Below are 7,883 nucleotides of genomic sequence, written 5' to 3' on the forward strand. Positions count from 1 at the left end.
CGGGCGCGGCTCGGCCAGGCCGGCCTCCTGGCTCAGCCCGGGCAGCGCGTCGTACTCGCCCAGGATGGCGATCACCGGCCCGCCCTCGCCCGCCTCGCCCATCACCGCGGTCGGGATGCCCGCGACATCCTTCGTGATGCGGAAGCCTTCCTTCTCCAGCTGGGCAATATGCTCCGCCACCGAGCGGTGCTCGCCATAGGCCAGTTCCGGCATGCCCCAGACCCGGTCGGACAGGCCGATATAGTCGTCGCGCTTCTTCTCGACGTGGCGCCAGATCTCTTCGCTGTTCTGCATCGGAAACAATCCTGTCTGCTTCGGGTCCGGTTCCGGGGGCGGCCGGTGCGGGAAGGCGGTCCCCTCGTCATGGCACAGGGGGAAAGGCTCTCGCGGAACGACCGCCCGGCCGTGGCGGGGCGGGACTATGCGCCCAACCCGCGTGGGCCGGAACCCGGCCGAGCCCCCATGGATACATCCCGCCAGCGGGGCTTCCGGAGGCTGGCGGCCGTGCCAGCCCAGCGCCTCAGCCGAGGAAGCCCACCGCCCAGTAGGCCAGCGCCGCGATCGCCGCCGAGGCGGGCAGCGTGACGACCCAGGCCACCACGATGCTGCCGGCCACCCCCCAGCGCACCGCCGAGGCACGACGCGCCGAGCCGACGCCGACGATGGCGCCGGTGATGGTATGGGTGGTGGAGACGGGCACGCCGAAGCCCGTGGCCATGAAGAGCGTGATGGCGCCGCCGGTCTCGGCGCAGAAGCCCTGCACCGGGGTCAGCCGGGTGATGCGGGAGCCCATGGTATGGACGATGCGCCAGCCGCCCGTCAGCGTGCCCAGCGCGATGGCGGCATGGCAGGACAGCACGACCCAGAGCGGCACGTGGAACTCGCCGCCCAGCATCCCCTGGGAATAGAGCAGGACGGCGATGATCCCCATGGTCTTCTGCGCGTCGTTGCCGCCATGGCCGAGCGCATAGGCGGAGGCCGAGAAGAACTGCAGGATCCGGAAGGAGCGGTCCACCGCGAAGGGGGTGGACCGCGCGAAGATCCAGGACACGGCGAAGACCAGCAGCAGCGCCAGGACCAGCCCCAGCAGCGGAGAGAGCACGATGGCCGCGACCGTCTTGCCCAGGCCGGACCAGACGATCGCCCCGATCCCCGCCTTCACCGTGCCGGCCCCCAGGATGCCGCCGACCAGCGCATGGGAGGAGGAGGACGGGATGCCGCGCCACCAGGTGATGATGTTCCAGGCGATGGCGCCGGCCAGCGCGCCGAAGATCACCCGCGCATCCACGATCTCCGCGTCCACGATGCCGGTGCCGATGGTCTTGGCCACGTGCAGGCCGAAGAACAGGAAGGCGATGAAGTTGAAGAAGGCCGCCCAGGCCACGGCATGATGCGGCCGCAGCACACGCGTCGCCACGATGGTGGCGATGGCGTTGGCGGCGTCGTGCAGCCCATTCAGGAAATCGAAGAACAGCGCGACGGCGATCAGGCCGACGAGCAGCGGCAGGGCGAGGGTCTCGACCGGCATGGGCAGGGCTCCCGGCTCAGACGTGCTCGATGACGATGCTCTCGACCTGATTCGCCGCGTCGTCGAAGAGATCGACCACCCGTTCGAGCTGGTCGAAGACCTCGCGCACCGCGATGAAGCGCATCGCCCCGTCCGGTGCCTTCTCCTCCGAGATACGGCGGAACAGCTCGGTCACGCCCTCGTCGTGGATGTCGTCCGCCTCGCCCTCCGCCGCCCGGATGGATTCGCAGAGCGCGTTGATGCGGGCGGCGTTGCCGGTGATGTCCGACAGCAGCGGCACGGTGTCGCGCAGCAGCTCGGCACAGCGCAGGATGGTGTCGCCCATGCGGCCCATCTCCGGCCCGAACTCGGTCATGCCGAAGAAGCGGATCGTCTTGGCCGTCTTCTTCATCTGGTCCAGCGTATCGTCCATGGCGCCGATCAGCGCCTGGATGTCGCCGCGGTCGAAGGGGGTGACGAAGGTCCGCCGCACCGCCTGCACGACCTCCCGCGTCACGGCATCGGCATGATCCTCGGCGGCCAGCACGGCCGGGAAATGCGTGGCCGTCGCCTCGCCGCCCCGCAGCATGGCCCGCAGTTCCGTGGCGCCCACCACGATCGCGGCGGAATGCTGCTGGAACAGGCCGAAGAATCGCTCCTCGCGCGGAAGCATGCGGCGGAACCAGCCGAGCATCGGACAAACCTTTGAAAAGCCGCCGCTCGCGGCCAGGAACGCGCGGCCAGGACAGGAATGCCTGACCGCGGAGGCGTCTTCTAACCGTCACATGGCGTCCTGGCCACACTGCGGCTGGCGACTTTCCCGGCCGGCGGGATGGACGCGCCGGACCGGGAGCCGCATTGTAATCTTCCGTTTTCGTGCCCATTTTCGAGATTCGATCAGGGACCGTGAAAGATTCGACCCGGAAACGGGCGTGAAGGACACCACCTCGTGCAATGTCACAGAAGATGAAGAAGAAGGGGCAAGGTTGCCAGTACGCGGCCCTGCCCATCGCCGAACAGGCGGGAGAGACGATGGTGATGCTGGTCACCAGCCGCGAGACGCATCGCTGGATCATCCCCAAGGGCTGGGCCGAGAAGGGCGTGGCGCCGCACGAGCTCGCCGCCAAGGAAGCCTATGAGGAAGCCGGGCTGATCGGCGAGGTCCAGGCCAAAGCCCTGGGCTCCTACTGCTACAGCAAGCGGTTGCGGAGCGGCCGGGAACTGCCTTGCCAGGTGCAGGTCTTTCCCATGCGGGTGGAGAAGCAGCTCGAGGACTGGCCGGAACGGCGGGAGCGGGAGACCCGCTGGTTCACCCTGTCCGGCGCCGCGCAACTGGTGGGCGATGCGGGTTTGAGCGCCCTCCTGCTGGGCCTGACGCGGCCCCGGGACAGCGCGGCCTAGGGCGCCTCGCCGCAGCGCGCGCCCCAAAGGTTCCCGCGGATGCTACAGGGCTCCGAGCCCTGCCAGCCCCGCCAGGGCGCCTCCGAACAGCAGCCAGAGCGGGTGCACCTTCCAGCGCAGCGGGATCGCGGTGCAGGCCAGGGCGATCAGCGCCAGGCCGATGCCCCGTACCGAGGCCTCCGTGATCACGATGCCGCTGGCCACCACCAGGCCGGAGGTCATCGGCAGCAGTCCCTCCTGCACCCAGCGGCGCCAGGGCCGGTCCCGGCTGCGGTCCCAGAGGCGCACGGCGAGGATGGTCAGGGCCGAGGACGGGATGAACTTCGCGGCGCTCGCCACCGCCAGCCCGGGCCAGCCCGCCACGGTCCAGCCGACCAGCGGCACCACCATCAGGTTCGGCCCCGGCGCCGCCTGCGCCAGCGCGAAGAGGGCACTGAACTCCTCCGCCGACATCCAGTGATGCACCTCGACCACACGCCGCTGCATCTCCGGCAGGATGCTGTTGCCGCCGCCGAAGGCCAGCAGCGACAGCTCCCCGAAGATCAGGGCGATGGAGACCAGCACCGGCGTCATGCGGCGCTCCGGCGCGAGGCCAGGATGGCCAGCGGCGTCAACACGATCATGGTCGGCAGCAGGGGCAGGCGGAAGACGGCGATGGCCAGGACGCAGACCAGCGCCACCAGGGCCGGCCAGGGGCGGCGGAGCAGCGGCCGGGCGATGCGGATGCCCATGGCCAGCAGCAGCCCGGCGGCGGCGGCGGCCAGGCCGGCGAAGAAGTGCCGCACGGAGGGATCGTCGTGGTAGCGGTCGTAGATCACGCCCAGCGCGATCACCACCAGCGTGGGCACCGCGAGCAGGCCGGAGATCGCCGCCAGCGCGCCGGTCACGCCGCCGAAGCGGTAGCCCACCGCCACCGACAGGTTCACCACATTGCCGCCGGGCAGGAACTGGCAGAGGCCGAGCAGCTCGGTGAACTCCGTCTCGCTCATCCAGCGGCGCTTCTGCACGATCATGTGCCGTGCCAGCGGCAGGGCGCCGCCGAAGGCCGTCATGCCCAGGCCGAGAAAGCCCAGGAAGAGTTCCGCCCGGCCGGGATCGTGCCGCCCTGCCACCTGTTCGCCTTGCATCGGGCCCACCTCCATCCGCATCGCCACCTCCATCGCGCCAGTCCTTCGGCGCATCGCTTCCACGCACCAGCCGGAAGTGACGGGCTACGCTCCATCCTTCATTCTGTCTAATAGATGGAACAGCCCCAGGACATATCTTCAGGATATGGCACAGTGATAGAGACGCGCCTGCTCCGCTACTTCGTCGCCGTGGCGGAGTTCGGCCACCTCACCCGGGCGGCGGAACGCCTCGGCATCCGGCAGCCGCCGCTGAGCCAGCAGATCCGCCTGCTGGAACGCCAACTCGGCGTCACGCTCTTCCAGCGGCAGCCGCGCGGCATGGCACTCACCGAGAGCGGCGCGGCCTTCCTCGCCGAGGCGCGCGGCATCCTGCAGAGGATGGACGAGGCGGTGGCGCATGTGCGGGGCATCGCCGCCGGTGAAAGGGGGCGGATCGCCATCGGCTTCACCGGCTCGGCTGCCTTCCACCCCTTCGTGCCCTCCGTGCTGCGGAGCTTCCGCCAGTCCTCCCCGGGGGTGACGCTGGTGCTGGAGGAAAGCAGCTCGTCGGAGCTGATCCAGGCGCTGGAAGCGGAGCGGCTCGATGCCGCCTTCATCCGCGCCCCGAGCCTGTCCCTGCCTGGGCTGGTGGCCGAGGCCGTGCTGGAGGAAAGGATGCTGGCCGCCCTGCCCACAGCCCATCCGCTGGCACCCCATGGGCGCGGCGGCCGGCAACTCCTGCCCCTTGCCGCCCTGCGGCACGAGACCTTCATCCTGTATCGCCGCCACAGCGGGGCGGGGCTCTATGACGGCATCCTCTCCGCCTGCCGCGCCGCCGGCTTCAGCCCCTTCATCGGCCAGGAGGCGCCGCGCATGCTTTCCACGCTGAGCCTCGTCGCGGCGGGACTCGGGATATCCGTCGTGCCCGTCTCCATGCGCCGGCTGAACCTGGAAGGCGTGGCCTATCGCGCGCTGGAGCCGATGCCGGAACTGGTGGCGCCGATCCACCTCGCCTACCGCACCGGCCCTCTGCCGGAAACCTTGTGCCGCTTCCTGGCGGAGATCCGCTGCGCGGGAACGGACGCCATCCCGCCCAGCGGCATCGGGAAGCAGGCCGAATGAGCACCCGGCCCGCATTCCGCCCGCCTGGACCGGCAGCCCCCCGGCAAACAAAAGCCCACTTTGTCACAGGCTTGATTCTGCGGCAGCCTTCATGCAGGCATGTGGGTCTTATGCAACCATGAGTTGAAACTCTTATGCATAAAACAACTTATCGAGCATGAAACGACATTGACGGGGCGGGTGGTTTGCCTGCGGCCCACAACCATACCGTTGCCGTCCCGCTACATTCGCGCCGATTCGTCGGTCTCCTTGAGAACAGGCCTGGAAGGCAGCGCCAATGCACGACATAGTGATCTCATCACCAAAGCGAGGTTCGGCATGGCGCTCGATAAATCGCCTCGCCCAGTCATGATGCGGCATAGTCGGCGACTGTCAGACAAGCTTCTCCTGGCCTTTCATCAGGCCTGCGATCAGGGCGATGTCGAAATCGCCTGGGAATTGCTTCGGATCACGGAGAAGGCGCTGCTGAAATCCGGTCAATATTCGGGTCCGGAACGACGGAAGGGTGTGGAGAGCCTCGTGGCGGCGCATGAGCGCCTCTTCGAGATCCGCCTCGGCCTCGATCGCGATAATCCCAAGGCGCTGGTACTGGCCCAGGCTGATCTGGACTGACGTCGGCATCGGGGAGCGGACGGCCCCTCGCTCCCCATGCCCCGAAGGTCGACGGAATCGCGGATCCTGGCGCGACGGCCATCGCGGCGGACCGGGGCATGACCCGATCCGGCCAGGCAAGGTAGCAGCTTGAGTCCGGGACGTCGCTACGGGGTCGAGATCCGGGGCGCTCTGCCTGCCGATGCCACTGAGCTGGCCATCCTCCTGCAGGGGGATGGACCGCCGATTCCACCCTTGCAGATGTCGGAACGGCTGGAACGCCTCCTGCGCGACCCTGCCAGCGCCGTTCTGGTCGCAGCCGATTATGGCCCCCTGGCTGGCGTCATCGCCCTGCACTGGCATTCCACCCTGCGGGACAACCGGCCTGTCGCGCGGATATCGGCCCTCCGTGTCGCGGAGGCGGACCGCAGGCGTGGCATCGGGCGTCTTCTGCTCAAGGCCGGGGCTCAGGCCGCACGGCAGGCGGGCTGCGACCGGTTGGAGGCCGCGCCACCATCCGGTGCCGCGGCTGGCTTGGCCTTCCTTCGCGACAGTGGCTTCACTGAGGAAGGCCCGGCCCTGTCCCGCGGCCTGCGCAAGCGGCAGGACCAGGGCGGATCGCTGTAGGAAGGCATCGTCAGGAAGCGCGAATCCGCTTCCGGGACGAAAAGCTGCGGCGGCCGATCCATCCGGACTCGTTCCGGGCGGGCGCCCGAAGCGTCCCTCCGAGGCAAGCCCCGTTCCGGTCGCCTAGTGGCGCTGGCTGCGGCCGCGCGCCGTGGTGGTCTTGGCAGCGGCCTTGGTGGCGGGGGCTTCCGGCTCGGCGCTGGCGGTGGGGGTCTCGCCGACCGCCGGCATGCCGCGTGCCTGATCGTAGCCCGCCTGCGCGCACTTCTCGATGGCGTAGAGCGTCTGCCACTTCTCCTTGCAGGCGGGCCGGTATGCCTCCAGCGGGTCCACCACCTCCGGCGCCTTCGGCGTGGTGGAGCATCCGGCCAGGGCGACCAGCAGAACCAGGGCGATCTTCTTCATTGCTGTCTCGTGGTGAAACTCTGAGGGGTCTCATAAGCCGCTTGAAGGTTGAACGGCAACCGCCTCAATTCACTTGCAAGAGCCTGGATGCGGAATTCCCGGCGCCTGTCTCATGGCCGCCACGGCAGGGTGCCATCCGGCAACCGACGCGCGAAGAGGCTGGCCAGGGCCATCAACCCCGCCACCAGGAGCAGGGCCACCAGCGACACCGCCGCCGCCTGCGGGCCGTCGCCCCCATCCTGGAGGTTGAAGACCAGCACGCCCAGGGTCTGCGTGCCCGGGCCGTGGAGCAGGGTGGAGATCGTGACCTCGTTCACCGCCTGAAGCGCCACGAGAATCCCCCCCGCGGCCAGCCCCGGTGTCAGCGGCGGCAGGTGGACGGAACGCAGGCGGGACCAGAGCCCCGCCCCCATGCCGCGCGCCGCGAAGTCCAGCAGCGGGTCGAGCCGTGCCGCGGCGGCGGCGGCGGGCCGCAGGGCCATGGCCTGGAACCGCGCCAGATAGGCGAAGAGGATCAGCGCCAGCGTGCCATAGGCCCAACCGCCAAAGGGGGTGGAGAGGACCAGCAGCAGCGCCGCGACGCCGGTGCAGGCCCCCGGCAGGGCATAGGAGAGATCCGTCCCGATCGCCCCGATGCGGACCGCCCGGCCACGCAGCGAGATCGCCACCGGCAGCGCCGCCAGGGCCAGGATCAGCGCCGCCAGGGCCGACAGGAGCAGGGAATTGCCCAGCGCGCCCAGGGTCTGCGAGCCCGGCGCGAAGGCCGCGCCCCAGTGGCGCAGCGTGGCCGTGCCGGCGGAGATCGGCACGCCGAAGGCCGGCACAAGCGAGGCCGCCAGCAGCGACAGCAGCGGCACCAGCAGGACGAGTACGAGGCCCAGCCACAGCAGCGCCACGCCCAGCCGGGCCCCCTGCCCCGCCCGCAAGGGCTCGAAGGGCTTGCCGGAGGGCAGCGACGCGGCCCGGATCGCCGCCCGCTGCGCCAACAGCCCCGGCGCGGCCAGCGCGGCGAGCAGCAGCGACAGCGCCGCCGACTGCCCCAGCGCGCCGGTGCCGGCGCCGGACAGCCGCTGCCAGATCAGGATCGGCAGGGTGATCCAACGCGCCGGGATGCCCAGCAGGGC

General features: G+C 69.8%; 10 protein-coding genes and 1 pseudogene. 4 read left to right on the forward strand and 7 right to left on the reverse strand.

Annotated elements, in window-relative coordinates; translation table 11 throughout:
* The 3 genes and pseudogenes from ROTAS13_RS15240 to ROTAS13_RS15250 all read right to left on the reverse strand — a co-directional run.
* A pseudogene (locus tag ROTAS13_RS15240) lies at positions 1-294 on the reverse strand (amidohydrolase); the annotation flags it as partial.
* Between the two features lie 226 nt (positions 295-520).
* Positions 521-1,528, reverse strand: a complete 1,008-nt coding sequence (locus ROTAS13_RS15245; protein WP_075822760.1) for an inorganic phosphate transporter — start codon at positions 1,526-1,528, stop codon at positions 521-523.
* 16 nt (positions 1,529-1,544) lie between these two features.
* Entirely contained in the window at positions 1,545-2,201 is a 657-nt protein-coding gene (locus tag ROTAS13_RS15250; protein WP_075822761.1) for a DUF47 domain-containing protein, read from the reverse strand.
* A 260-nt stretch (positions 2,202-2,461) separates the two neighbouring features.
* On the opposite strand from ROTAS13_RS15250, the gene ROTAS13_RS15255 reads away from it, so the two are divergent.
* Complete coding sequence (locus tag ROTAS13_RS15255) at positions 2,462-2,908, forward strand: NUDIX hydrolase (RefSeq protein ID WP_019462316.1); 447 nt, start codon at positions 2,462-2,464, stop codon at positions 2,906-2,908.
* 42 nt (positions 2,909-2,950) lie between these two features.
* Here ROTAS13_RS15255 and ROTAS13_RS15260 read toward each other — a convergent pair whose 3' ends face one another.
* On the reverse strand, positions 2,951-3,481 hold the full coding sequence (locus ROTAS13_RS15260; RefSeq protein WP_019462317.1) for a chromate transporter: 531 nt from the start codon (positions 3,479-3,481) through the stop codon (positions 2,951-2,953).
* Positions 3,478-4,035: a chromate transporter gene (locus tag ROTAS13_RS15265; RefSeq protein WP_075822765.1), complete on the reverse strand. Its 558-nt coding sequence runs from the start codon at positions 4,033-4,035 to the stop codon at positions 3,478-3,480. The genes ROTAS13_RS15260 and ROTAS13_RS15265 overlap by 4 nt, the downstream gene beginning before the upstream one ends.
* A 153-nt stretch (positions 4,036-4,188) precedes the next feature.
* On the opposite strand from ROTAS13_RS15265, the gene ROTAS13_RS15270 reads away from it, so the two are divergent.
* From ROTAS13_RS15270 to ROTAS13_RS15280, 3 genes are all read left to right on the forward strand, one after another.
* Positions 4,189-5,136, forward strand: coding sequence for a LysR family transcriptional regulator (locus tag ROTAS13_RS15270; RefSeq protein ID WP_083755557.1), 948 nt, complete (start codon positions 4,189-4,191; stop codon positions 5,134-5,136).
* A gap of 210 nt (positions 5,137-5,346) precedes the next feature.
* Positions 5,347-5,748, forward strand: a complete 402-nt coding sequence (locus ROTAS13_RS15275) for a hypothetical protein (protein ID WP_252571431.1) — start codon at positions 5,347-5,349, stop codon at positions 5,746-5,748.
* Between the two features lie 129 nt (positions 5,749-5,877).
* A complete protein-coding gene (locus ROTAS13_RS15280) occupies positions 5,878-6,354 on the forward strand; it encodes a GNAT family N-acetyltransferase (protein WP_075822764.1) in 477 nt (158 codons plus the stop codon).
* 123 nt (positions 6,355-6,477) lie between these two features.
* On the opposite strand, the gene ROTAS13_RS15285 is transcribed toward ROTAS13_RS15280, so the two are convergent.
* A complete protein-coding gene (locus tag ROTAS13_RS15285) occupies positions 6,478-6,759 on the reverse strand; it encodes a hypothetical protein (RefSeq protein WP_019462322.1) in 282 nt (93 codons plus the stop codon).
* Between the two features lie 110 nt (positions 6,760-6,869).
* On the reverse strand, positions 6,870-7,883 hold a 1,014-nt coding region (locus ROTAS13_RS15290; protein WP_139323384.1), incomplete at its 5' end, for an ABC transporter permease subunit.

The organism is Roseomonas sp. TAS13 (assembly GCF_001950415.1).
GTDB classification, from domain to species: Bacteria; Pseudomonadota; Alphaproteobacteria; order Acetobacterales; family Acetobacteraceae; genus Roseomonas; species Roseomonas mucosa.